This window comes from Nitrospira sp. Ecomares 2.1, from assembly GCF_965152585.1.
In genome coordinates, this window is record NZ_OZ224219.1 from 1,941,018 (window position 1) to 1,963,228 (window position 22,211).

Genomic DNA, 22,211 nt, shown 5'->3' on the forward strand with positions numbered 1-22,211 from the left:
AATTGTTTTGTTTCGAGGGAAACCAACCTCTTGAGTTGTAAGGAATTAGAATGGTGACGGGGCGATTGAGGGCAGAATGCACTCGTCAAGATTATGCCTTTAGGTTATCCATTTATGCACAATAGTATCAATATTTGACATCTATTGATGGCTTTCACCAGGCGTAAGCTTCGGGAGCCGGACCCCCAGGTCCGGGGAAGATCGTATCGAGCTTTTTTAACACATCCTTGGAAAGAGTGAATTCGGTGGTGCGCATGGTGCCTTTTAACTGGTCCATGGTTCGAGGACCAATGATGGGTGCCGTGACGGCTGGTTGATGAAGGAGCCAGGCCAAGGCGACATGTGCAGGCGCTTCGCCTAGTTCCCGACACAGGGTTTCGTAGGCTTCCAATCGTGGACGGTATTTTTCCACGTTCTTCCGCAGATCCTCATCGGCCCGTCGTCCGCTCGTCGCCGGTTCAAGCGCCCCGGCCAGCAGGCCGCGCGCGACCGGACTCCAGGGAATCAAACCGATGCCGTAGGCTTCACAGGCCGGAATGACCTCAAGCTCAATCATGCGGTCATTCAGGTTGTACAAACTTTGCTCGGCCACCAATCCCAGGAAATTCCGGTGCCTGGCCATTTCCTGCGCTTGGGCCAGATGCCATCCGGCAAAGTTACTACTCCCCACGTATAATACTTTTCCCTCGCGCATGAGTTGTTCCATGGCCTGCCAGATTTCCTCCCATGGAGTATTCCGGTCCACATGGTGCATCTGATACAGGTCAATATAATCGGTTTGGAGCCGCCCCAAACTTGCTTCACACGCCCGCTTGATATGGAGTGCGGATAAACGGGATTGGTTGGGCCAGTCTCCCATCCGCCCGAACACTTTGGTGGCCAGCACGATTTTTTCCCGGCGGTTGCCTCCTTGTGCAAACCAACGCCCGATAATCTGTTCGGTAATCCCTTCCCCCACCTCCCAACCATATACGTCTGCGGTATCGAAAAAATTGATGCCGAGTTCCAATGCCGTATCCATGATGTGTCCACTGTCGGCTTCTGTGGTTTCCGGACCAAAATTCATTGTGCCCAAACACAACCGACTGACTTTTAATCCTGATCGACCAAGATGGACATATTTCATTCAGCCACTCCTCATGAAAGATTTGGGAAACCGGGAAAAAGTTCTTTCACACCCTACCAAGAATACCGAAACTTCTTCCAGAAGATGAGGACCACCAGCTGTGGAAGGGATGCGGTGTCGGGTGCACGGTCCACCCAAGACGTCCCTCCTGTCGATTTTGAATTGGTTTACCATTTGGCGTAAGATGAACCCACCCTTCACGATTGTTGTGGGAAGTCCCATACAAGCAGGAGGTCCTGCAGCGTCATGTCGATTCAATACAGCATCGACAGCACCGATCATATCCGGTTTATCAATGAGGCCTGGTTGCAGTTCGCCTGCCAAAATGACGGAGCACACCTGAGTCGTGCCTATGTCATCGGAAAGTCGCTTTGGGAGTTCATCGATGGGGAAGATAACAGACAGATTCATCGGTTGATTTTGAATACGGTTAGGGCCACACAAAGAGTTCAGGAAATCAAATTCCGCTGTGATTCTTCAGTCTGTCGCCGATATTTTCTCCTTACCGTGTCTCCTCTCCCTGAGGGCGAACTGATGTTCTCAACACATCCCCTTCGTGAGGACTCACGGAGCCCCGTTCCCTTACTTGACCCTGATGTGAAGAGGGGAAGGCAATATCTCAGGATCTGTAGTTGGTGTATCAAAGCTTGCCTCTCGAATCAGAATTGGGTGGAACTGGAAGAAGCTCTTTCCCGTCTTGATCTTCTAGGTGGCGGAATCATGCCAAATCTGACGCACGGGGTTTGCCCCGACTGTCAGGGTACCATTGAGAAGGAGTTGAAAAACCCGAAGTGACCAGGTAGAACAGTGCTGGCTCTGTTCATTGCCATGGAATCCCGTGTGCTCGAAAAAATCTGACATGGTGGTGTATAGTCGTTTAGCGTATTCATGGACAAAAGGACGCAAGTCTCTGTGCCCCGTTGTTCTTTGTGAGATTCATTTTTGGTTAATTGGAGGGTAGTATGGCCGTAAAAAAGAAGTCGATCCGTCAAGCACCTAACAAACGCACTCCTTCTTCCAACAAAAAACAGACGCCTTCTCGCAAAAAAACACCAGCTTCCTCCAAGAAAGGATCAGCCTCCTCCAAAAAAGGGACAGCCACTCGAAAAAAAGTGGGTGCCTCCAGGAAATCGCAACAGCCTCAACGCGCCCGTTCTTCTCGGGCACCGGGAGGCCTGGCCAAAACAATTGAGTCTCTCAATGAACGCCTTGATATTATGCTACCTGAAGTGATGTTCAGGATTGCCGCGATTGAGCACCTCTTAGTGAAGAATCAATTATGCCTGTATGATGAACTGACCAATGCGAGGCAATTTATTCAAGAACAGGAACATACCTAATCGGCATGTCCAGAGCAGGGGCCACTTTCGAATCAGCATGAGAGGCCCGGCCGGCATTTATCCCATGATAAAGAAGGAAAAATTATGAGCGTCGATATTCGTGAAACCATCGGGCATAATATGCAGCGCGATCTTGAAGGTGTAAGCGAAGACACCTCTGTGGTGAATGCGGTGAGTCTTATGGCGGCCAGACGGATTGGGAGTCTCGTTGTCCATCCGGCAGGGCAGGAATCTCAGCAAAAAAAAATTATCGGGCTCATTTCAGAGACCGACCTTATCCGCCTGGTCATAGCCAAGGATCTGACTCCGGCCGGAACGAACGTGGGGCAGATTATGGCAAGCCCGTTACTCTCCATTCCCTCTGATCGAACGATGCTGGATGCCAGCCATTTCATGGAGAAAAATGGGATTCGGCATCTTTGTGTGACAGAAGGAGAAGGGGTTGTCGGGCTGATTTCCGTTCGCGATCTGGTGAAACATTTTGTATATGCTGAGAAAGGGCCGATTCGCGATCTTGATGATGTGTACCGGCCCCTCAGTGTGCTGATGCGGCGTGACATTGAAACGATCGATCGGGAAGCGACACTCATCACCGTCGCCCAGCGTATGACCGACAAGCGGATTGGTGCCCTCATGGTCACGCAGGCCGGCGAGATGGTGGGGATTGTCACGGAGCGTGATCTGGTCTATAAGGGTTTGGCTCAGAACCGGAATCTGACTCAGGCCAGGGCAGGTTCCGTGATGACGCAAGCGCTGATCGATATTGATATCAACCGGACTGTGCATGATGCCAGCGATCTTATGGCCGAAAAAAATATTCGGCATCTGCCCATTACGGAAAACCATGCCATTGTGGGAATTTTGTCTGTGAGGGATCTGATGCGAATGATTTCCGTCAGGGATCGCCCAAGATTTCTCAATCAGCCATCATAATGCTCCTTCCCTCTGGCAGGATTGATTTGACCAAAGAAAGGAGCGCAACCATGGGAAGCACCAAAGGGTATGCGGCGTTGCAAGCCGGCGCCACACTCGAACCGTTTAGCTTTGACCGGCGACCGGTCGGATCGAATGACGTTCTGATCAAGATCGACTATTGCGGAGTCTGCCATTCCGACATTCATCAGGCGCGTGACGAATGGGGCGGATCAATTTTTCCCATGGTCCCGGGCCATGAGATTGTCGGGACCGTGACGATTGTGGGAAAAGACGTCAGGAAGGTTCGGCAAGGTGAGAGGGTCGGAGTAGGATGTTTTGTCGACTCATGTCGCACCTGTCCGGCATGCACCCAGGGTGTAGAACAATATTGTGAACCGGGAATGATTCCGACCTATAACGGGCTGGATAAAAACGGTCACCCCACCTATGGCGGGTATTCCCACCACATCGTTGTCAATGAACAGTACGTGCTGAAAATCCCGGAAACTCTCTCGATGGAAGGTGCAGCCCCACTCTTGTGTGCCGGAATTACGACTTACTCTCCGCTGCGACAATGGGGTGTGGGAAAAGGACATAAGCTCGGGGTCGTGGGGTTGGGGGGGCTTGGCCATATGGCTGTGAAATTTGGAAAGGCCCTTGGAGCGGAGGTCACTGTTTTTAGCCGCACCGACCAAAAGCGGGTGGAGGCTGAACGTCTTGGGGCCACAGCATTTGCTGCGACTTCGCAGGAGGGGACGTTTAGGCGTTTGGCGGCTCAGTTTGATTTTGTCATTGATACGGTTTCGGGCCAGCATGATTACAATGCTCATCTCGAATTACTGAAAACCGATGGCACATACATTCTTGTCGGTGCGCCGAGTGAGCCGATTGCCCTTGGGGCGTTTCAGCTTATCATGCGGCGGCGACGTCTGGTGGGCTCCCTGGTTGGCGGGATTCGCGAGACGCAGGACATGCTGAATTTTTGCGGGGAGCATGGCATCACATCTGATGTGGAAGTCATTCCCATCCAACAAATTAATGAAGCCTATGAACGGGTCCTGCGGGGCAACGTCCGTTTCCGTTTCGTCATCGATATGGCATCGTTACCTGATACGCCAGAATGATTTCGTTTATTTTCGTGTTCGTTCTGTCTTATCGTTTTCCACTTCTCAAAGGAAATCTTTGGGAAGTGAGCCCTGGTGTATGATGAGGCCGTAGTGTCCGGCTGTATGAGTGATGATGCGGTCCCATTGGAAATTGTCTGCAATTGTCTACTATTCCGCCTGAAATTCTTGTTTCCCTGCTGCTTGTGAAGCAATACGCGTTGGGAGAGGGAACCTAGCCTTTATCCGCAAACTTTTTCCTTCCACCAAAAAAATGTTTGCGATTAAACGAATCTCTGGTAATCTTGACCATAAGGGAGATTGCCATGATGGGAATGGTGGTGCATCTCGTTTTTCTTCTGATGTTGGTCTGGCCCACGGACAGTTTGGCCCGCCGCGCCTCTTTCACTTCTGAACAAAAAACACAGCTCTCCAGCATTCAAATAATTCGGGTTTCCACCCTGGCGCTGAGCGAAAATGGCTTTGTGTCCTCGGAGATTATCCTCAACGTGGTCCAACGGCGATTCGAAGAGCTCGGATTTCAGGTGGTCACGGATGCCGCCCAACCGCATGATGTGGAATTCCACGTAATCTGTGAAGAACGGAAGCACGAACAAAGCGTTGCACGCTATGGCGGAGATGCTGAGCTGACCCATACGCCGGACCGGCTCTGGTATGGCCCGGCCTGCCAGTTATCTTATCGCCTGGAGAGGAAGGACCTTGGGTGGCACAAAGAAGTGCGTGCCTCCATTCAGGAGGATTCCGTCCTTCCGCGAGAGGCTCAGGTCGTAGACATCGGAGCTTCTGTCTTTGAACAACTCACATGGGAACTTGAAACACTTGATTTTCCGGTTATGCTACTGAGTGAATGGGGACAGACGCATCGACTGGTGGCCTTGCTCACCGATCCTGAGACACCCCAAACCCGTCAAATGGTTATTCTTGATTTGCTCCGTCAGTTCCCTGACCGGGAAGCCCTTCCTTATCTTCTGAAACGAATTGAACAGGGGCATTCCCCTCATGAATCCATTGCCGCTCTGTCCGGGTTGGGCCATGAGGTGGTTCCGCATCTGCAACACCTGTTTGAATGTCAGGACCAACCGGTCCCGATTCGAGCTGCCGCTGCCAAGGGTTTAGGAAGAATTTTGCGAGCAGACGGGGATGCTGAGGTGATGACGATGTTGCTGAAGTATCTGTCCCATGCTGTGTTGGAGATTAGGTCTTCCTCGGATATCGAATTTCCTGTGCTCACGGAAGTCGTGTGGGCTGTCGGGTCCATTCATCATCAACCAACGGTGAAACTGATTGGCACGCTTCAAGACCGGATCTGGCTCATTTACGATAACTCACCGGAGATGAAGAAGCTGCGGGATGTGGTGAGCGTTGTCCACAAATATTTGGACCCCAGTCAGATTTGAAATGGGGAACGGGAGTTGGACCATATGACCACTAGGAGTGGCTGAAGAAACAAGGTAGATTTTAAGACTGTTGAATCATTTTAAATTCCCCTAGTTCCAGCCCTAACTATTTCATTGCTGAGCAATCGAGAGCAATGCGGAGAGTGTTCAAAAAGCCCGTCCAGTAAGGCATCAGCAAGTTAGCGCGCGGAGCGTACACGCAAGTACGTGAGCATGACAACGAGGCGAGAACGCCGCCGGCGGGCCCTTCGGCCCGACTCAGGGCATGTTTTTTAACACTCTCACTTAGGTTGGTGGAAGAAGGGGCCCCGCCCATTGACCTTTAATGCGCTGCACATCCACAAGATTATTCGGCGGACCCAAATCTGCCATGAGCTTGGTGTCAATCCTGCCATGACCCACAAACAATAGTCGGGGTTCACTCACGCCCGGCGCTTTAAACCAATACCATCCGGGACAGTCAGGTGTTGTGTGATTCCAGGTTGGAATCATGTGGCGCAGGTCACGTTCCAGTGTAGCTTGCACCTGGTTCGCGTCATGCTGACCGATTAATGATCGGATGCCTGCATATAGTGCTTCCGCATGAGCGTATAATGTCATTGTCCTGAGAATCCTTTCTTTTAAACCTTTGTGAAAGATCGCCATCCAACATACGTCATTTTCTTTCCGGGACTCAACTGGTTGCATGATCCGGAAAACATGTGACGCCTCTTTCGGCTCAATGGTTTTGCCAATCAAAAATCTGTCATTTCGTTCGTCCTATCTGACAATGGGTAGAGTGCACGGCATGAGCAGAAATTTGAGCAAAGTGCTTCACGGGAACAACCGCATTGGCTTATTGGGAAATCACACAGGAGGCACCATGGATTGGGTACCCGTGATGGGGTATGTCGCGGAGGCATGCACGACCTTATTGTTTCTTCCTCAGGCGATTCAAATCGTAAAAACGAAACGAACCAAAGATTTTTCCCTGAGTATGTATTCAATGTTGACTTCGGGCTTGGTTCTCTGGAGCGTGTAGGGATTGATCAATCCAGATTGGCCATTCGTCATCGCCATTATGGTGGCGCTGTTTCTAGCTGGTTGGATTTTCATCCTCAAGCTCCGGTACGGGTAGAGTGCAAAGATGCGGAAATTTCACCTTGTTTTAGAATGGTGATGGTCGTGATGAGCGTGACCTATGGCGCATCGGCTTTTCCGGCAGGCAGGCTTGCTGATAGGATGAGTTGCTGCCCCTTGTTAATCGCAGGATGCCTTTTTTAATGGTGGCTGATGTGATGCTTGCCGTTGCCGGCGATGTGGTCGTGGTGATTGGGGTCGCGTTCTGGGGCATCCGGCCATCACACAAGGCCTCCTTGGCACCCTCCTTTTTTTTACCCATCCTGGTGGACGCTGAATTCGTACGATGCTCACCCTTTCAGTTTGACCGGTAACACGGCCGGTATATTCTCCGTAAGAAATATTTGGGTTGGTTTCAACGAGAGAAATGATCTTTGGTTGCGAAGTAAATACCGGCATCGTAGAATTTCCTTGCTCGTGCCTTGTTGAGTGGGTATCAGTGTAGGCCCTTCAAGATATTCTGATGTTTCAGGTCTGGGGTACTGAGGTATTGCATCCTTAGGTCACTCGAGTCCTATGGTCAATCGAATTCTCACAACGTTGCCGTCCTTGTTAACCTTTTTCAGTCGCTTCTACCTGTGATGAGTCCTTTCTCTCTAGAACTGTGAGCTTAGCGATATGATGCTGATTCACGGTCTTCATTTCCGCAACCTAAAAGGAGATGTCTTTGGAGGAGTGGTCGCCGCAGTCATCGCGGTCCCTTTAGCCTTGGCATTTGGCGTGGCTTCGGGGGCCGGTGCTGCAGCGGGCCTGTATGGCGCAATCTTTGTAGGATTCTTCGCAGCGTTGTTTGGTGGGACTCCTGCACAGGCTTCAGGGCCAACGGGCCCCATGACGGTGGTGTTTGCGGGTCTCATGATCGAAATGGCCGACAACCTGCAACTGGTGTATACGACCGTAATTTTAGGTGGTGTGGTTCTGATCGCAATGGGGATGTTAGGAATCGGGCGGTATATCCGTCTTATGCCCTATCCAGTCATTTCCGGGTTTATGAGCGGCATTGGGGCCATCATTATTATTTTGCAAATCGGTCCCCTATTTGGGCATGCGGCTAAACCAGGAGGGGTAATTCCCAATGTGATGGGGGTGGTGGAGTTTCTCACACAACCCGTCTTGCATGCGGTCATATTGGGAGGGATCGCCTTGCTCATCACATATCTTACCCCCCCATCTATCGGAGGAGTGGTTCCACCACCGTTATTGGCCCTTTTGCTCTGTACACCAATCGCGATTGGCTTTTTTCCTGATGCACCGGTAATTGGTTCAGTCCCCTCTGATTTTCCGCCATTGCATGTCCCTGCGTTTGAGATCGAGTTCCTGCCTCTCATGCTAGAAGGGGCCTGTGTCTTTGCCCTACTGGGCTCGATTGACAGTTTGCTCACCTCCTTGGTGTGCGACAACATGACCCGCACTCAGCACAACTCCAACCGTGAACTCATTGGCCAGGGAATCGGCAATATGGTGGCAGGTCTTTTTGGTGGCTTGCCTGGTGCCGGTGCGACGATGCGGTCTGTGGCAAATATTCGATCCGGGGGGCGAACCCCAATTTCCGGTGCCCTGATGGGCCTTGTGCTGCTAGCCACCTTGTTGTGGTTGGGTCCGTTGGCCGAAAAAATTCCGCTGGCGGTACTGGCAGGCATACTGCTGAAGGTCGGGGTGGATATTATTGATTGGCGATTCTTGCAACATATCTGGGATGCCCCGAAGACGGATGTGGGAATTATGATTGTGGTCTTTGTGATTACCGTGGCGGTGGATTTAATCACGGCTGTCGCGGTGGGTGTCGTCCTGGCGAGTTTATTTTTTGTTAAGGAAATGTCTGATTTGCAATTGGCCAATATGAAAGTCATCACAGAGGTGCATGATGAATCACCCCTGGGATCTGAAGAAGTTGCCGTTATGGAGGGCAACGCCGGGAAAATATTGCTGATTCATGTGGATGGTCCGATGAGTTTTGGGTCAGCCAAAAACATGGTGCGTCGCTTAGAGACCGTGCCGGGATTGCGAAAGTTTACCAGTTGTGTGTTGGATTTATCGGACGTTTCGGCAATCGATGGGACAGCCGCATTAGCTATTGATGATATGCTGCGTATCGTTCGCGCCCATAAACAGCATTTGTTTTTTGTGGGGATGCAACCTCACGTGACTCAGGCGTTAGAAGGGTTCCGGGTGCTATCCCATATTCGCCCGGATCATCGCTATGCAAAACGATTGGATGCGTTAAAACATGCGGCGCAAGCCGCTGGCTCCACACATTCCGATGATATTTCGTCCAACTAGTAATTGTCAGCTGACGTTTCCACCCCATGGCTGAATAACATTCAATTTGATGGTCTTCCTCGTGTACTCTTTTCCTGATACACAGGTGAGGAGGTGCGATGTGGTCCTGTCCACCTGGAGCCCTGTTTGTTTTTTCTGGATCTATGGGCACTTGAAATTGTGGTTGGCAGAAGTGGAAGAGATCGTTTGAGCGTTGACGAGGGGTGCTGCCTTCCGCCTCGTCAACCCATGATTCTTGGTCTATTGGGCAGGGATGCTCGGAGTTATTTTTTGCCTTTTTTCTCGGCCCGCTTTTCCTTCATGGTTTTCGCTGGTTTCTTTTTGGTTTCTTTGCGTGCGTCCTGGCTCTTGCCCATGGTGTGCTCCTTGTGTTGTTAGTAGTACGGCTTTTCTATGGTGCCGTTCGGAGGCGAATGGTAGCGAACCTGAGAGAAAAAGTATAGATGGCGTGATGTGGAAAGTTGGAATTTAGAAGGAAATAAAAAGCAGGACAGAGGTTCTCGCCCGAGAACTCTCGTGATTGGGAAATGCTCCTGGTGATGATGGAAACATTGGTGGCCCGCATGGTAAAAGATGAAAAGAACTGGGGGGGTATCCGGCCTTGCTTTTGAAAGGAGCGCACGATGGCTGATCAATGGATGCTGCGCGGTGTCGAGTTTTCCAATTGCAACTGTAGCTATGGGTGTGGATGCCAGTTTAATGCCCCCTCGACGAATGGATTTTGCGAGGCAATGGGCTCGGGATATATTGAAGAGGGGTATTTCAATGACACGCGTCTGGATGGATTGAACTACGTCATGCTCTTGCAATGGCCGGGGGAAATTGCACAAGGAAATGGAACGCAGCAGATTTTCATTGATGAACGGGCGAATGCTTTGCAACGCGAAGCCCTCCGGAAAATATTACATGGCGAGGCGACGACCCCGGGGGCTACTCATTTTTTTGTATTCAATAGTACGATGTCCAACGTGTTGGAACCGCAGTTTGTTCCAATTGATCTTTCCATAGATGTGGACGACAGAAAGGCCACGGTGAATGTGCCGGGCTTGGTCGAGTCGACGGGTACGCCCATCTCCAATCCCCATACCGGACGAGACCATCGCGCCAGGATTAATTTACCGGAGGGATTTGAATACACCGTGGCCGAAGTGGGCAATGGGTCGACGAAGGCTCAAGCCGGAATTGCATTGAATCTGTCTAATAGTTATGGGCAATTTAATATTCTTCACATGAATCAGGATGGAGTGATCAGGGCCTGATTGTGGTGGGATGCGTTTATCCTTGTCGGTTACTCCTTCGTCAGTCATCATCGTAGTTTTTTAACTTACCGGTCAGTTGCTGATTGTTGCAGGGGTTCTTATAGTCCATTTCCATGAGCCCCTCTCCTGCGCCTTCATTTTCTTCGTTACCCACGCGTGATCGAATAACGATTTTCTCAGCCCTGATTGGGGTGATTGTTTTAGCTTGGGCGTATGTCCTGTATCTCTGGGCAAAGATGCCCATGATGAATGCTGACGCGCCTGAGGCCATCCTGCAGTTGCATCCTTGGATGCCAATGGACTTTGTGTTTGTGTATGTGATGTGGGCCGTCATGATGGTCGGGATGATGTTGCCGGGTGCCGTCCCGATGACCCTGTTGTATGCAGGCATGGTTCGCAAAGCCGAGCGGCAGAGCACTCACATGGCTCCGACGGGGGCCTTTGTTGGTGGCTACTTGGCTCTATGGAGTGTGTTTAGTGTGGGCGCGACTGTCGTGCAGTGGGGATTGCATGAAACGGCCATGCTTTCACCCATGATGAAGGCCAAAAGTCAGGTCGTAGGAGCCGCGCTATTGATCCTCGCAGGCATCTATCAAATGACCCCCTGGAAGGCTGCCTGCTTAGATCATTGTCGGGCACCTGCTCATTTTATTAGCGAGTATTGGCGACCCGGCGTGTGTGGCGCGTTTCGTTTGGGACTTCATCATGGTGTGTTTTGTCTGGGCTGCTGTTGGGCCTTGATGGGGTTGTTGTTTGTGGGTGGAGTGATGAACGTGCTCTGGATCGCAATGATTACGGTCTTTGTTTTTTTTGAAAAGATATTGCCCCCTGGTATCTGGAGTGGAGGCTTGGGATGGGTCGCCGGGATCGGCTTGATTGTGTGTGGACTGTGGATGTTGATTGTGACCTGAGGGATTGCCCGATATTGGGATGTGCCTGTTCCGGTTGGACTCGATTACTTTCCTGGTGAATCTTGTGTGACCACGGCCACGCCATCTTTGGTGACAGAAAAGCGTTGACTGTCGTGCTCGATATCGTGACCGATGATGGTATCGGGTGGAATGACGACGCCCTTATCGATGATGGCCCGGCGAATACGCGACCGTTCCCCGATTTTAACATTTTCCATAATGACGGAATCGCGGACTTCGGCATGAGCCTCAATGCGAACATTTGGTGAGAGCACACAATTTTGTAGCAGACTTCCGGAGATAATGCAGCCTCCTGAGATAATAGAATCCAGTGCCATGCCTCTGCGCCCTCCCGTGAACTCATCGGCAAAGACAAATTTGGCTGGCGGGTATTGGCCCTGATACGTGCGAATTGGCCAGACCTCATCATAGAGGTTGAGGTGGGGATCAACCCCGACGAGATCCATGTTGGCTTCGTAGTAGGCGTCCAGGGTACCAATGTCCCGCCAGTACTTGACTTGTTTTTTGTTTTTATCTTCAAAATTATAGGCGAAAACTTTTTTGTTGTTCTGAATCATGTTGGGAATGATATTTTTCCCAAAGTCATGGGCCGTGGCCATTTCGGCATCTCTTCGCAGTTCTTCATAGAGATGGTCTGTGCGAAAAAGGTAAATGCCCATGGAAATAAACGCATGTGTTGGATCATCGGGTAAGTGAAACGGGTTGGCCGGCTTTTCTTCAAACCTGGTGACACGGTTGGATGCATCGACCCCGAGGACCCCGAACTGTCGCGCTTCTTCGACTGGCCATTCAAGGGCGCCCACGACGGCATCCGCTTCCGTCTCCTGCATGAATCTGAGCATGTCAGCGTAGTTCATTTTGTAAAGGTGATCGCCGGCCAGCACTAATAAAAACTTCGGGCGTTCCTGTTCCAGCAGAAACAGGTTTTGATGCACCGCGTCGGCTGTGCCCCGGTACCATTCAGCGCTGATACGTTGCTGCGGTGGGATGGAAAAAATGAATTCGCCCAGCTCCGGGTTGAAAATCGACCAACCTCTTCGGATGTGGCGGTCTAATGAGTGGGATTTATATTGAATGAGCACGGAAATTTTGCGAAGTCCTGAATTGAGGCAATTGCTCAAGGTCACGTCGATGATGCGGTATTTACCTCCAAAGGGCACAGCAGGTTTGGCGCGGTGTTGGGTGAGCGGGAGGAGCCGTTCACCGCGGCCACCGGCAAGGATCATGGTATAAATATCAAGCATGGGTGCCATGATATCAAATGGCCCGGATGGAAGGAATGGGTTGCGTTCTGGCTGTTGCTTGGCGTGCAAGCTCCGAGTTGTGAATGAAAGTTGGGTGAGCTTGAAAAGCCTCGAGTCACTTATGCCGGCTTTGCCGGAGTATTCAGAAGTGCCTTGATGGCCGGCTCGAGATCTGAGGGTTTGGTTGCGGGCGCAAAGCGTTCTTTGACGGCACCGGTTTGGTCCACGAGAAATTTGGTGAAGTTCCACTTGATGGCTTCTGATCCGAGTACTCCCGGTGCCTCGGTTTTGAGATGTTTGAAGAGGGGATGGGCATCCGGCCCATTGACGTCAACTTTGGCAAACATGGGAAAGGTTACTCCATACTGTGTTTGGCAGAACGTGAGGATTTCTTCGTTCTTCCCCGGATCCTGACTTCCGAACTGGTTGCAAGGAAATCCAAGAATTTCCAGGCCCTGGGCGTAATATTTCTGATAGAGATCTTCGAGCCCTTGGAATTGAGGGGTGAACCCGCATTTGGAGGCCGTATTGACGATAAGTAGGAGCTTGCCCTTTTTTGCGGCGAGAGTCTCATCCTTTCCTTGAATGCTTTGGCAGGGAATATCGTAAATGGTGCTCATGGGTTTTGTTCCTTTAACATTATGGAGTTCGAGTGCATGAAGTGCTGCTGTCTTTCACTCTACTCAGTTGATTGGCCCGAGATCGTATCATTTGGATAGAGGTTTGACCATGCGATGTTATCGTGAAGGGAAATTTGACACAATATGGATTGTGCTGTAACCTGTGGTCTGTTCATGTCGATTCGGTCCGACGACGGGAACATCCTATAAATTTTCGGGCCCCGCGATCGTATCGCGACCAGATCCTGCTCGGAGCGGACTTCCCACCTACTTCTGCTTCACCCGGTTTTCTGACCCCGTGTATATACGATCCTTGTAACAAAAGGAATAGTTTTATGTCTGCAACTGCGTTGTCACAGTTTGGTGCGCTTGGTGTGTCTGCTACATTGGTTGGGGTTTTAAATAAACTCGGAATAACTGAACCGACTCCGATTCAAATCCAGGCCATTCCTCCGGCTTTGGAAGGTCGGGATGTGCTGGGTTGTGCCCAGACCGGCACCGGAAAGACTGCCGCCTTTGTCATTCCCATCATTGAACGATTGGCAGATGGTCCGAAGGGCCACCCACGGGCGATGATTTTAGCGCCAACCAGGGAATTGGCTTTTCAAATTCAAGAAACAGTTGATAAGTATGGGCGCGTGCGCGGGATTTTTGCAACCACCCTGGTGGGTGGCGCTGATATGCATGCACAGGTCCGTGGGTTACGGCAGCGTCCGGATATCATTGTGGCCACGCCCGGTCGTCTGCTTGACCATATGTGGCAGGGAACGGTTTCCTTTGCCAAGCTTCAGATGGTTGTTCTGGACGAAGCCGATCGGATGCTTGATATGGGGTTTGCCCCTCAGCTCAATCAAATCATTGAGGCGTTACCGGAATCCCGGCAAACCTTACTCTTCTCGGCTACGATGCCAAATAACCTGGCGGATTTGGCGCGGATGTCTCTCAACGATCCGTTTAAAGCCTTGGTGGCGAAATCGGCCACACCGGCTGAAGGGGTGACTCATACCGTGCATCACACGGCCAATTCCGACAAAACATCCCTCCTGCTTTCTATTTTAAAGGAGACAGAAGGATCGGTCCTCGTGTTTACCAGGACCAAACATCGCGCTGACCGGATCGGGGAAACCCTGGAAAAGGTTGGTTGTCGCGTTGCAGTGTTGCATGCCGGCCGACGGCTTCCTCAACGTCGAGCGGCGCTGGAAGGGTTTCGCCGTGGACGTTTTGAAATCTTAGTCGCGACTGATATTGCGGCCCGAGGATTGGACGTGGACGATATTCAACACGTGATCAATTATGATTTGCCCCATGTGCCTGAAGATTATATTCATCGTATTGGTCGGACGGCGCGTAAGAATACCAAAGGTTGGGCCACCAGTTTTGTGACCGGTGAGGATAATCGTTCATTACGAATGATCGAAAAATTGCTGGGGAAGGCGGTTCCCTGTGCCCCAGGAAGCCGGCCGCCGATGCCGCCCGTTGCACAGGAGAGACGTGGGCCTCGGCCAAATTCCGGTGGTAGAGGTTTCGGCGCTCCCCGATCGGGAAGTCCGGCACGGCATGACCGACCGGCTGGTCGCCGACCGCGTCCATCTACCTTAGCTTCCTAAACCATCACACGCAGCCTCTTTATCTTCATAAAGGGCATCGCGGGTTTTTTCTTGAAGCCCGGGTCAGAATGATCCGGGCTTCATCGTTTTTGAATTGTCTCTATTTCTCCCCTTTTCTTTTTTTCTCATTTTAGTCCAGGTTGTGACCCCAGGTTGTTTATGGGGTTTTTGGCTGATTCGACAATGACCTGCGTTACACTTTTCTGTATGGGAATGTGCAGGGGAGTTGCATCGCACTGCGCCGGTGGCGGTTTAAGGCCAAAAGGGAAACGGCCAATCGCGGAAGCACCGCTGCTAACGATCATACCCCTGGTATTGCCGGTTTATGTCGATGAGTAAAGCCTTTTTGTCGGTCCTCTCGTGACCATCGCAACCGACCTGCTCTTCGGTGTGGCATCTGCTCCACGCACAATCGAAATGACGAAGCTCTTCATGCCGGATAACCTGCCGTTTGAGAAGGGCCTGTGTCCTGGATGATTGAAAGATGAGGACGAAGCTATGCATTTTGCACTAGAATTCGCTGGTGGGGAGGTCTTTTTATTTCAATAAAAGGAGGTAGTGACGATGCTATCCTGGATCCCTCGGCTCACTATTGCTCTTTTGTGTATGGGGCTTATGGCGGGTTGTGCTTCCTATTCAACGGGTACGGTCAATCCACATGTGGCGGAAGCGTTAACGCATGCACAGGAAGCTGTCGATCATGGTGGTATGGGGCATGCCGATGTGGTTGTGACGCATGCGGAAGCTTCCCTTCAACATGCGCAGGCCGCTAAAAAAGACATGAATAATCCTCACCTTGATGCGGCCATTGCCGAGTTAGGGGAGGCCATTGCCCATGGTGAAGCCGGGCATGCTGATGTGGCTACCGGTCATGCCAAATCTGCGGTGATACATTTAAACCAAATTAATGGAATGACACCCTCAACAGAAAGCAATGAAATGGTGCCCTCTTCGGGGTATTATTGAAAGGGCTTTCTGCAAGATGTTTCGGGTGGAAGTGATGATGTGTCGGGGAACCAAGAACCCCGCCTGAAGTGGCGGGGTTCTTGGTTGAAATATTCCCTTAATTTTATGGGGCAGCGGCAGTTTTGACGTCCAATATTTTCACGTCAAAGTAGAGTGTTTTTCCCGCTAAGGGATGATTGAAGTCTAAGACGACCACTTGTTCTTTCACTTCCGTCACGGTCGGGGTGACCATTCGCCCTTGGCCATCTTTTCCTTGTAATTTTACTCCGACTTTTCGTGCATCAGTCGGAATTTGATCAATGGGGACTTCCTGGACGGCCTGAGGGTTGATAGGCCCATATCCCTCTTCCGGGGCAACCGTCACCTGCTTACTCTCGCCCGCCTTCATGCCATCCAGGGCTGTTTCCAGTCCAGGAATGATTTGGTGGGATCCCTGAGTAAACGTCAAAGGTTCTCCCCCCACGTTGGTGTCAAGCACCTCTTTGTTCTCCAACGTCAAGGTATACTCCATTGAGACGGACTTTCCTTCGGAAACGGTCATGGGTGAGCCTCCCTCTTGTGAATCCGCCTGTGCAGATGTGGCCATTGCCGAGGCCACCAGCAAGAAGCTACAGACAATCCGAGCCAATACATGCAGTGCCATGAAACTGATCCTCCGCAAAAAATATTGCTGATATAACAGTTGGCTGGAAATGGGGGCGGTTTAAAACGAGATGGGGAACAACCGTTTGCTTCCAGACTGTTGGTGAACGAATGCAATAATCTATCAGAAATATTTTTTCTTGGCTATGTGATCAGGAAATATTCTGCTGCTTGATGAAAAGATGCCTGGGATTCTTGAAAACCTTCAAATTTGTAATCCGGTGAAGACTAGAGAGGCCGATGGTTCAGGGTAGGCTGGCCCTCCTTCTTCGACTATTCCTGGCCTGGCAACCTCGCTATACTAAGCGGAACAGTGTTTTGCTGTGAGATTTTGATTACGGGAAGGATGTTTCGCTTCCTTTAGACTGCTCTCCTGGACCCGAGGAGGAAAGGCCAAAAATGGAACCCAACGAACGGATGGTAAAAGCGAAGCAACAGGTTGCCCAACATCGGCGGGAATTTTCCTGTCGGGAGGTGGATGAACCTCAAGATGAGCGTGTTCCGCCCGGGCAACATGTGGTGAATAATTTTCCAGTCCTTGATTTAGGCTGTAAGCCGGAGATCGTGCTGGCGGAATGGGCCTTAAGTATTGATGGATGCGTGGCCAATCCGTTGACCTGGGATTGGGAGGCCTTTCAACGACAGCCCCAAGTGCAGTTGACTGCTGATTTTCACTGTGTGACGTCCTGGAGCATGTTGGATAATGAGTGGGGAGGTGTGAAATTTCAACATCTGTTGGAATTGGTTCGTCCCTTGCCCGAGGCGAAGTATGTGTTATTCGAAGCCTTTGATGAATATACGACCAATGTGACTCTTAAGGTTTGCAATGATGATGATGTGCTTCTGGCAACTCATTGGAGCGGGAGGCCATTAACCAGGGATCATGGTGGCCCGGTACGCGTGATCATTCCCAAGCTTTATGGATGGAAAGGCGCAAAGTGGGTCAAAAAAATTACGTTTTCCGAACGAGATGAGCGGGGATTCTGGGAAGTGCGCGGGTATTCCAATACCGCTCTTCCCTGGAATGATGATCGGTATGGTTGAAATGCCGTGACGGGAAACCGTGGTAGAGCGCGTCTCATTTTCTCTTCTGTGGACTCTTCATGTAGTTATGCCCGTGCGTGATCCTTTCTGTATTACCAAAATTGAAGCGTGGCCAATCGCCTTGCCGCTCCTGGCACCCTTTGTCGTGGCATCAGGGGCCATGACGGTGGCTCACAATGTCTTTGTCCGCGTCACGCTTCGAAACGGGGCGTACGGTTTTGGGGAAATGGCACCCTTTCCTGATATTTCAGGAGAGGATCAGGCGGGTTGCCTTCGAGTCTTTCCTCTTGCAGCCAGCGAATGCCTGGGACAATCTGTCACTCATTTCAGAAAATTAGCACAGCAGCTTCGTGAGGTGGCCCGCCGGACTCCTGCCGTGCGATGTGGCCTTGAAACGGCCCTCCTTGATGCATTGTGCCGTGGCATGAGTATTCCCTTGTGGGGACTTTGGGGAGGGGCGGATGTGCGACGACAGGAGACCGATGTTACGTTGCCAATTGGACCACTCGACCAGATGGTAGGCACCGCCCAAGCGTGGTTTGCCAGGGGATTCCGGGTATTTAAAATGAAAGTCGGCTTGGAGGTGGATGAGGATATCCGGCGGATGGAGGCAGTGTCTGCCGCATGTCCCGATTCGAAGCTGGTCCTTGATGCGAATCAAGGTTTTTCATTGGAGCAGGCAAGTGAGTGTATAAGAGCAATAGAGCGATTGCATCTACCTGTGATGTTATTCGAGCAACCGGTTGCCCGAGAGGATGTTGAGGGATTCGTGGCCTTGCGACGGAAAGGAGCGATTCCTCTTGCCGCTGATGAATCGGTTCGATCCGTAGAGGATGCGAGAGGATTGATTGAACGAAACGCCGTGGATGTACTGAATCTGAAGATTACGAAATGCGGGGTGGTGGAGTCTATGGATATTGCCGGGTTGGCGCGGGCTTCAGGACTCGGGCTCATGATTGGTGGCATGGTAGAAAGCCGTGTGGCGATGGGCTGCTCCTGGAGTCTGGTGTTGGGCTTGGGAGGGTTTGAATTTTTAGATCTTGATATGCCGCTACTGTTGTCTGGGGATCCAATTCAAGGAGGGTATCAATATGAGGGACCCGTATTGCACCCCTGGGAAGAATCCGGGCTTGGGATGGAGATGAGAGATGAGCCCTCATCGGTGATCGTCGTTGAATAAAAGGAGCGTTGAGCTAAAAGGCCAAGAGTATTACTCAGTGTTACCATTTCTGGGTTGTGCACGAATATCTCTATCGCACGGGCGGCGGTCCCATTGTCAACAGCTTTTCTTTTAATTAGGTAAGGCAAATCTTTTTTGCCGCAAGTCTCAGGACAAGATTGGTATCCCGTCATAACACGAGCAGGTGTTGTTAAGATGCGGTTTCCGCATTCAATCGTTTCTTGCTTGCCAGAATTCTCATTTACTGGGTAGGATTAATTAATGGTCAGATTAGATACGTTGCTTAAACAGGATGGTGAATAATGGGAATCGGTAACCGAATGATGGGATGGAGCAAGACTCTCGGACTTGTGGGGCTGGCGTGGTTCGTCAGCGGAGGGTTCGTGTTTGGTCAGGATCTGGCCTCCTTTGAACAACGTGTGACCCAGCATACGTTAAAGAACGGGTGGACCTTCATAATTGTGGAACGGCCAGTGGCCCCTGTCTTTGCCTTCATGACGCGCGTCAATGTGGGATCGGCTCAGGAAATCATGGGGCAAACGGGACTGGCTCATATGTTTGAACATATGGCGTTTAAAGGAACACCCCACATTGGAACAATCGATTACGACGCAGAAAAGATTGCGCTAGAGGCATTGGAAGAGGCCTACCAGGCTTATCAAACGGAGAAATTTTCTTCCGATCCTGACCCGGAGAGGGTGGATCGCCTGTATGCGGTTTTTAAAAAACGACAACAAGAGGCCTCTGCCTATGTGGTGAAAAATGAGTTCGGCGATATCATTGAACGAGAGGGTGGGGTCGCCTTAAACGCGTTCACCGGTGCTGATGTGACCGGGTATTTTTATGCTCTACCGGCCAATAAGGTTGAACTGTTTGCCTATCTGGAGTCTGAGCGCTTTCTGCACCCGGTCTTTCGAGAGTTTTATGAGGAACGGGACGTGGTCATGGAAGAGCGTCGAATGCGGACGGAAAGCCAACCCTTCGGCCGGTTGCTCGAACAGTTTGTCGCGACGGCCTATATGGCTCACCCGTATCATCATCCGGTGATTGGCTTTGCCAGCGACATCCAATCCTACACGATGACCGACGCGAAGAAGTTTTATGAGGCGCAGTATGTGCCTACAAATTTAGTAACGGCGATCGTCGGGGATGTGAAAGCGGAGACGGTCATTCCGATTCTTGAAAAATATTTCAATCGAATTCCCGCTGCTCCCTCGCCCCCTCCGCTTCGAATCGTTGAGCCTCCGTCCATCGCCGAAAAAATTGTGAAACTGCAGGATCCTTCCCAACCGTTATATGTCGAGGGGTATCATAAACCCCCTGTAACTCATACTGATCAACCGGTGTACGATGCGATCGACGATATTTTGACGAATGGGAGGACGTCCCGGTTGTATCGATCGCTGATACGGGACAAACGCATTGCGGTTTCGGTCGGAGCCTATGGGGAATATCCAGGTGACAAATACCCGCATGTGTGGATGGCCTATGCTGTTCCTGGCCGGGGCGTGACAAATCAGGCCGTGCAACAGGCCTTACGAGAAGAGTTTGACCGGCTTAAAACCCAGGACGTCTCCGATGAGGAGTTGGCTCGATTTCGCACCAGAACGAAAGCCGGGCTAGTCAGGGCCTTGAATAATAACCTCGGCATGGCGATGTACCTGACTGATTATCAGATGTTGTTTGGCGATTGGCGCGAGTTATTCCGGTCCATCGATCGGTTGGATCAGGTGACCAAGAGCGAAATTCGTCGGGTCGCCAACACAATGTTTCAATCCACGAACCGAATCGTGGGCATGATTGAAACGGTTCCTCCTGCTGATAGTCCTCAAGCAGTCACTTCCGGGGAGGGTCAATCATGAATCGCATCATGTCTCAGCAGTCTGCGGTGTGTGGAGTAGGCCGATGGTCAATCCTGAGCGCGGGATTGGTCGTCTTCGTCATGTTTTGTGTACCCGTTTGGGTGCAAGCGCAGGTGACTAAAGTCGAGGAGTTGCATTTTCCACCCTTACCCGAACTGGTCATTCCTGAACCTGAACGCGTGGTTCTGGATAATGGACTGGTGGTATTGCTGATGGAAGACCATGAGTTACCATTGGTGGGTGTGTCAGCCATGATCAGGACAGGATCTCGGTTGGAACCTGAAGCAAAAGTTGGGTTGGCCTCCTTAACGGGAACCGTGCTTCGCACCGGGGGGACAAAAACTCTGAGCGGAGATGCGCTGGATGAGTATTTGGAGGGGAAGGCCGCCGCGATTGAAACACACATTGGGGACTCGTCGGGAACCGCATCGATGGGTTCTCTCACTGAAGATTTTCCGGATGTGTTGAAGATATTCGGGGATGTGTTGCGGTTTCCCGTATTTGATCCTGAGAAGTTAAAAATTGCTCAAAATCAGGTGATGGCGGGGATTTCGCGTCAGAACGATGATCCCGATGAGATTACGTCACGAGAATTTAAAAAGTTAATTTATGGGAAAGAATCACCATATACATGGGAGCCGACTTACGCCTCCGTGGGATCTATCACGCGAGAGGATGTGATCCGGTGGCATTCGACATACTTTCATCCTAATCGCATCATTTTAGGTGTGAGTGGCGATTTCGAACGAGAAAAGACGTTGGCGCTCATTCAATCGATTTTTGGTGATTGGCCCAAAGGCCCAGAGGTATCGGATGCTCAGGTTGGCATTCAGGCAAACGTTCCGGCTGGTGTATTTTATGTTGAAAAAAACGATATGACCCAAGCCAAAATTGCTATGGGACATCTGGGTATTCGTCGGGACGATCCTGATTATTATCCATTGGTGATCGTCAATCAAATTCTTTCGGGGTCATTTGGGGCCCGATTATTTTATAACATCCGGTCCAAGCAAGGGCTGGCCTACGATGTTCATGGGGGCGTCGGGTTACAATGGGACTATCCGGGCATGGCCATTCTTTCGATGTCGACGAAAACAGAAACGACGGCGAAGGGAATTGATGCGTTAATTGCGGAAGCTCGGAATATGGTCGCTGAGCCTCCTACGGATGAAGAAGTGACGAGCGCGAAAGCCAGCATTTTAAATTCCTTTGTCTTTTCAGTGGATTCTCCCACGAAAGTGCTTGGTAAATACCTGACGTACGAATATTATGGGTACCCTTCAACCTGGCTGAGAGAATTTCGCCAGGGCATAGAAAAGGTCACCACGGCTGAAGTCCGAATGGCTGCACACAAACATTTGAGACCTAAGGAGTTTGCCATTTTGGTGGTGGGCCCTCGTGTAGGCACAAAACCGGCATTGGCTCGTTACGAGAAAATTCAAGAATTGGACATTCGCATTCCAGAGCCTTCTGCCGGAATGTAGATGGTCCGCGCTGCATGTAACGGGAGCTGGATGCCTCTTTGGGATCTATGCTGAATTCAGAGAGGTTCTG

21 protein-coding genes are annotated in these 22,211 nt (G+C 51.0%); 16 read left to right on the top strand and 5 right to left on the bottom strand.

The window, feature by feature from the left end:
* Positions 1-154: 154 nt before the first annotated feature.
* Positions 155-1,126, bottom strand: coding sequence for an aldo/keto reductase (locus ACWHYD_RS08460; RefSeq protein WP_447965463.1), 972 nt, complete (start codon positions 1,124-1,126; stop codon positions 155-157).
* 246 nt (positions 1,127-1,372) lie between these two features.
* Between ACWHYD_RS08460 and ACWHYD_RS08465 the strand changes: the two genes are divergently transcribed.
* The 5 genes from ACWHYD_RS08465 (at position 1,373) to ACWHYD_RS08485 (ending at position 5,902) form a co-directional block, all read left to right on the top strand.
* Positions 1,373-1,921: a PAS domain-containing protein gene (locus tag ACWHYD_RS08465; protein WP_447965464.1), complete on the top strand. Its 549-nt coding sequence runs from the start codon at positions 1,373-1,375 to the stop codon at positions 1,919-1,921.
* A gap of 167 nt (positions 1,922-2,088) precedes the next feature.
* Entirely contained in the window at positions 2,089-2,466 is a 378-nt protein-coding gene (locus tag ACWHYD_RS08470; protein ID WP_447965465.1) for a hypothetical protein, read from the top strand.
* A gap of 84 nt (positions 2,467-2,550) precedes the next feature.
* Positions 2,551-3,399 (top strand): CBS domain-containing protein, encoded by an 849-nt coding sequence (locus ACWHYD_RS08475; protein WP_447965466.1) that lies wholly within the window; start codon positions 2,551-2,553, stop codon positions 3,397-3,399.
* Between the two features lie 50 nt (positions 3,400-3,449).
* On the top strand, positions 3,450-4,505 hold the full coding sequence (locus ACWHYD_RS08480; RefSeq protein WP_447965467.1) for an NAD(P)-dependent alcohol dehydrogenase: 1,056 nt from the start codon (positions 3,450-3,452) through the stop codon (positions 4,503-4,505).
* A gap of 305 nt (positions 4,506-4,810) precedes the next feature.
* The gene (locus ACWHYD_RS08485) at positions 4,811-5,902 is read left to right on the top strand and encodes a HEAT repeat domain-containing protein (protein WP_447965468.1); all 1,092 of its coding nucleotides are present in this window, start codon (positions 4,811-4,813) and stop codon (positions 5,900-5,902) included.
* 285 nt (positions 5,903-6,187) lie between these two features.
* Here ACWHYD_RS08485 and ACWHYD_RS08490 read toward each other — a convergent pair whose 3' ends face one another.
* Positions 6,188-6,502: a hypothetical protein gene (locus ACWHYD_RS08490; protein ID WP_447965469.1), complete on the bottom strand. Its 315-nt coding sequence runs from the start codon at positions 6,500-6,502 to the stop codon at positions 6,188-6,190.
* Positions 6,503-6,782: 280 nt separating this feature from the next.
* Between ACWHYD_RS08490 and ACWHYD_RS08495 the strand changes: the two genes are divergently transcribed.
* The 5 genes from ACWHYD_RS08495 (at position 6,783) to ACWHYD_RS08515 (ending at position 11,471) form a co-directional block, all read left to right on the top strand.
* On the top strand, positions 6,783-6,923 hold the full coding sequence (locus ACWHYD_RS08495; RefSeq protein ID WP_447965848.1) for a PQ-loop domain-containing transporter: 141 nt from the start codon (positions 6,783-6,785) through the stop codon (positions 6,921-6,923).
* A gap of 241 nt (positions 6,924-7,164) precedes the next feature.
* A complete protein-coding gene (locus ACWHYD_RS08500; protein WP_447965470.1) occupies positions 7,165-7,335 on the top strand; it encodes a hypothetical protein in 171 nt (56 codons plus the stop codon).
* Positions 7,336-7,639: 304 nt separating this feature from the next.
* Positions 7,640-9,301, top strand: coding sequence for a SulP family inorganic anion transporter (locus tag ACWHYD_RS08505; RefSeq protein ID WP_447965471.1), 1,662 nt, complete (start codon positions 7,640-7,642; stop codon positions 9,299-9,301).
* A gap of 623 nt (positions 9,302-9,924) precedes the next feature.
* Complete coding sequence (locus tag ACWHYD_RS08510) at positions 9,925-10,560, top strand: DUF1326 domain-containing protein (protein ID WP_447965472.1); 636 nt, start codon at positions 9,925-9,927, stop codon at positions 10,558-10,560.
* 113 nt (positions 10,561-10,673) lie between these two features.
* Complete coding sequence (locus tag ACWHYD_RS08515; protein ID WP_447965473.1) at positions 10,674-11,471, top strand: DUF2182 domain-containing protein; 798 nt, start codon at positions 10,674-10,676, stop codon at positions 11,469-11,471.
* A 44-nt stretch (positions 11,472-11,515) separates the two neighbouring features.
* Here the strand turns inward: ACWHYD_RS08515 and glgC are convergent, their stop codons facing one another.
* Together glgC and ACWHYD_RS08525 are read right to left on the bottom strand one after the other, a co-directional pair.
* Positions 11,516-12,736, bottom strand: a complete 1,221-nt coding sequence (gene glgC, locus ACWHYD_RS08520) for a glucose-1-phosphate adenylyltransferase (RefSeq protein WP_447965849.1) — start codon at positions 12,734-12,736, stop codon at positions 11,516-11,518.
* A 119-nt stretch (positions 12,737-12,855) separates the two neighbouring features.
* Positions 12,856-13,356 (bottom strand): glutathione peroxidase, encoded by a 501-nt coding sequence (locus tag ACWHYD_RS08525; protein WP_447965474.1) that lies wholly within the window; start codon positions 13,354-13,356, stop codon positions 12,856-12,858.
* A gap of 335 nt (positions 13,357-13,691) precedes the next feature.
* Here ACWHYD_RS08525 and ACWHYD_RS08530 point away from each other — a divergent pair, with 335 nt between their 5' ends.
* Positions 13,692-14,963, top strand: a complete 1,272-nt coding sequence (locus ACWHYD_RS08530) for a DEAD/DEAH box helicase (RefSeq protein WP_447965475.1) — start codon at positions 13,692-13,694, stop codon at positions 14,961-14,963.
* 564 nt (positions 14,964-15,527) lie between these two features.
* Entirely contained in the window at positions 15,528-15,929 is a 402-nt protein-coding gene (smbP, locus tag ACWHYD_RS08535) for a small metal-binding protein SmbP (protein WP_447965476.1), read from the top strand.
* Between the two features lie 103 nt (positions 15,930-16,032).
* Here the strand turns inward: smbP and ACWHYD_RS08540 are convergent, their stop codons facing one another.
* On the bottom strand, positions 16,033-16,572 hold the full coding sequence (locus tag ACWHYD_RS08540; RefSeq protein ID WP_447965477.1) for an FKBP-type peptidyl-prolyl cis-trans isomerase: 540 nt from the start codon (positions 16,570-16,572) through the stop codon (positions 16,033-16,035).
* A gap of 398 nt (positions 16,573-16,970) precedes the next feature.
* Here ACWHYD_RS08540 and ACWHYD_RS08545 point away from each other — a divergent pair, with 398 nt between their 5' ends.
* The 4 genes from ACWHYD_RS08545 (at position 16,971) to ACWHYD_RS08560 (ending at position 22,141) form a co-directional block, all read left to right on the top strand.
* Positions 16,971-17,615, top strand: coding sequence for a sulfite oxidase-like oxidoreductase (locus ACWHYD_RS08545; RefSeq protein ID WP_447965478.1), 645 nt, complete (start codon positions 16,971-16,973; stop codon positions 17,613-17,615).
* A gap of 73 nt (positions 17,616-17,688) precedes the next feature.
* Positions 17,689-18,795, top strand: coding sequence for a mandelate racemase/muconate lactonizing enzyme family protein (locus tag ACWHYD_RS08550; protein WP_447965479.1), 1,107 nt, complete (start codon positions 17,689-17,691; stop codon positions 18,793-18,795).
* Between the two features lie 302 nt (positions 18,796-19,097).
* Complete coding sequence (locus tag ACWHYD_RS08555) at positions 19,098-20,657, top strand: M16 family metallopeptidase (RefSeq protein ID WP_447965480.1); 1,560 nt, start codon at positions 19,098-19,100, stop codon at positions 20,655-20,657.
* Positions 20,654-22,141 carry a M16 family metallopeptidase gene (locus ACWHYD_RS08560; RefSeq protein ID WP_447965481.1) on the top strand — a complete coding sequence of 496 codons (1,488 nt, stop codon included), beginning with the start codon at positions 20,654-20,656 and terminating at the stop codon, positions 22,139-22,141. The genes ACWHYD_RS08555 and ACWHYD_RS08560 overlap by 4 nt, the downstream gene beginning before the upstream one ends.
* Positions 22,142-22,211: the final 70 nt, after the last annotated feature.

What these genes read in the sequence shown, in the direction of transcription:
- ACWHYD_RS08460 (WP_447965463.1), bottom strand. Translation starts at nt 1,126, where the DNA reads ATGAAATATGTCCATCTTGGTCGATCAGGATTAAAAGTCAGTCGGTTG.
- ACWHYD_RS08465 (WP_447965464.1), top strand. Translation starts at nt 1,373, where the DNA reads ATGTCGATTCAATACAGCATCGACAGCACCGATCATATCCGGTTTATC.
- ACWHYD_RS08470 (WP_447965465.1), top strand. Translation starts at nt 2,089, where the DNA reads ATGGCCGTAAAAAAGAAGTCGATCCGTCAAGCACCTAACAAACGCACT.
- ACWHYD_RS08475 (WP_447965466.1), top strand. Translation starts at nt 2,551, where the DNA reads ATGAGCGTCGATATTCGTGAAACCATCGGGCATAATATGCAGCGCGAT.
- ACWHYD_RS08480 (WP_447965467.1), top strand. Translation starts at nt 3,450, where the DNA reads ATGGGAAGCACCAAAGGGTATGCGGCGTTGCAAGCCGGCGCCACACTC.
- ACWHYD_RS08485 (WP_447965468.1), top strand. Translation starts at nt 4,811, where the DNA reads ATGATGGGAATGGTGGTGCATCTCGTTTTTCTTCTGATGTTGGTCTGG.
- ACWHYD_RS08490 (WP_447965469.1), bottom strand. Translation starts at nt 6,502, where the DNA reads ATGACATTATACGCTCATGCGGAAGCACTATATGCAGGCATCCGATCA.
- ACWHYD_RS08495 (WP_447965848.1), top strand. Translation starts at nt 6,783, where the DNA reads ATGGGGTATGTCGCGGAGGCATGCACGACCTTATTGTTTCTTCCTCAG.
- ACWHYD_RS08500 (WP_447965470.1), top strand. Translation starts at nt 7,165, where the DNA reads ATGGTGGCTGATGTGATGCTTGCCGTTGCCGGCGATGTGGTCGTGGTG.
- ACWHYD_RS08505 (WP_447965471.1), top strand. Translation starts at nt 7,640, where the DNA reads ATGATGCTGATTCACGGTCTTCATTTCCGCAACCTAAAAGGAGATGTC.
- ACWHYD_RS08510 (WP_447965472.1), top strand. Translation starts at nt 9,925, where the DNA reads ATGGCTGATCAATGGATGCTGCGCGGTGTCGAGTTTTCCAATTGCAAC.
- ACWHYD_RS08515 (WP_447965473.1), top strand. Translation starts at nt 10,674, where the DNA reads ATGAGCCCCTCTCCTGCGCCTTCATTTTCTTCGTTACCCACGCGTGAT.
- glgC (WP_447965849.1), bottom strand. Translation starts at nt 12,736, where the DNA reads ATGCTTGATATTTATACCATGATCCTTGCCGGTGGCCGCGGTGAACGG.
- ACWHYD_RS08525 (WP_447965474.1), bottom strand. Translation starts at nt 13,356, where the DNA reads ATGAGCACCATTTACGATATTCCCTGCCAAAGCATTCAAGGAAAGGAT.
- ACWHYD_RS08530 (WP_447965475.1), top strand. Translation starts at nt 13,692, where the DNA reads ATGTCTGCAACTGCGTTGTCACAGTTTGGTGCGCTTGGTGTGTCTGCT.
- smbP (WP_447965476.1), top strand. Translation starts at nt 15,528, where the DNA reads ATGCTATCCTGGATCCCTCGGCTCACTATTGCTCTTTTGTGTATGGGG.
- ACWHYD_RS08540 (WP_447965477.1), bottom strand. Translation starts at nt 16,572, where the DNA reads ATGGCACTGCATGTATTGGCTCGGATTGTCTGTAGCTTCTTGCTGGTG.
- ACWHYD_RS08545 (WP_447965478.1), top strand. Translation starts at nt 16,971, where the DNA reads ATGGAACCCAACGAACGGATGGTAAAAGCGAAGCAACAGGTTGCCCAA.
- ACWHYD_RS08555 (WP_447965480.1), top strand. Translation starts at nt 19,098, where the DNA reads ATGGGAATCGGTAACCGAATGATGGGATGGAGCAAGACTCTCGGACTT.
- ACWHYD_RS08560 (WP_447965481.1), top strand. Translation starts at nt 20,654, where the DNA reads ATGAATCGCATCATGTCTCAGCAGTCTGCGGTGTGTGGAGTAGGCCGA.